Source organism: Bacillus sp. REN10, from assembly GCF_016820555.1.
Classification (GTDB): domain Bacteria; phylum Bacillota; class Bacilli; order Bacillales; family Domibacillaceae; genus Bacillus_CE.
The window spans coordinates 1-1435 of sequence record NZ_JADHDW010000035.1 but is presented as its reverse complement, the minus strand read 5'-3'; the positions used below and the strand labels follow the sequence as shown (position 1 = coordinate 1435).

Annotated in this window: 1 protein-coding gene; it reads right to left on the bottom strand. The window is 36.9% G+C overall.

Features of this window, described 5'->3' with window-relative positions; translation table 11 throughout:
• Nucleotides 1-33: 33 nt before the first annotated feature.
• Nucleotides 34-1382, bottom strand: a protein-coding gene (locus tag IRB43_RS17585) for an IS3 family transposase (RefSeq protein ID WP_481748167.1) whose coding sequence is annotated in 2 segments (ribosomal slippage) — nucleotides 34-902 and nucleotides 902-1382 — 1350 coding nt in all. Because the reading frame shifts where the segments join, the coding sequence is not laid out codon by codon here.
• Nucleotides 1383-1435: the final 53 nt, after the last annotated feature.

The following is a 1435-nucleotide window of genomic DNA, read 5'->3' as shown; positions in this document are numbered from 1 at the left end:
TTGATCTGACCCAATAAAGTTAGACAAATAATTTTAGGCAGCTTCCAAGACTTGAGTTCGGTATTCTACTGGGCTCAAGTCTTTTAATTTTGCCTTCATTCGTTTGTGATTGTAGTACTCAATATAATCTTCCAACTCTTTTTCAAAATGCTCCATACTCTCAAACTCTTGTAAGTATAGTAGCTCAGACTTTAATAAGCCGAAGAAATTTTCAATTACGGCATTATCTAGGCAGTTGCCCTTACGGGACATACTTTGTGTAATTTGGTGATCTTGTAATGTGTTCTGATACTTTTTCATTTGATAATGCCAGCCCTGATCAGAATGAATAATGAGCTTATCTTCTGGTTTCAGACGTTTAATCGCCTCATCTAACATATCACCTACGAGTTGATAAACGGGCCTATTCATAACTTTGTACGCAATAATTTCGCCATTACACAAATCGAGAACAGGAGATAAATAGCGTTTTTCTCCAAATAGATGGAATTCAGTCACGTCTGTCACCCATTTTTGATTCATTTTGTCTGCGTGAAAATCACGTTGTAATACGTTCGGCGCGATTTTACCTACGTTTCCTTTATAAGAACGGTACTTCTTTATACGTACCATGCATTTTAAGCTAAGTTCATTCATTAAACGATTGATGGTCTTCGGATCATGTGTAAACCCATATTTCTTCAGCTCTTTTGTGATGCGACGATATCCGTATCGACCTTTGTGTTCATGATAAATCTTTATCATTGCCTCTTTTACATCGGCGTATTTATCCACTCGGTTTAATTGTTTTTCCCAGTAATAATAAGTGCTGCGTGGAATACCTGCGACTTCAACTAAATCCACAACGTCATACTGACACTTTAGTTCGAAAATTACTTGCGCTTTGATTTTGTTTGTAATTTTTCCTGCATTTGAACTAAAGTGTTCAACTTTTTTAAGTAAGCATTCTCCATTTCTAAACGCTCAATCTTCGCTTGTAACGCTTCTACTGACCCTTCAGTTGGTGCTAATTTATTTGTTTTTTTCTTCATAGATGGACGCCCCTTTTTCTTTGGTTCTAGCGCGCCCAATCCTTCTGTCTTAAGCAACTGATCCCATTTATAAATAGTACCGGGGGAAGAAATATTAAATGTGCTTGCAGTTTCTCGAAGAGACGCGCCCGTTTCGTTCATAAAATTGAGTACGTCTAGTTTAAACTGACTGGAGTAACTTGTATAGTCCTTGTTAAAACCTTCAATGCCTTGCGCTTCAAACAACTTTACCCAGGTAATGACGGATGATTTCACTGTGCCCATGCTTTCTGCAATGGTTTGATAACTTTCCTTACTAGTTAAATAACGTTCTACTGCTTTTAATTTATCGTCTACTGTATATTTAGACATAAAAACACCCCATAAATGTTAGTTTGGTGTCTAACATTTATGGGGCAGTTCAA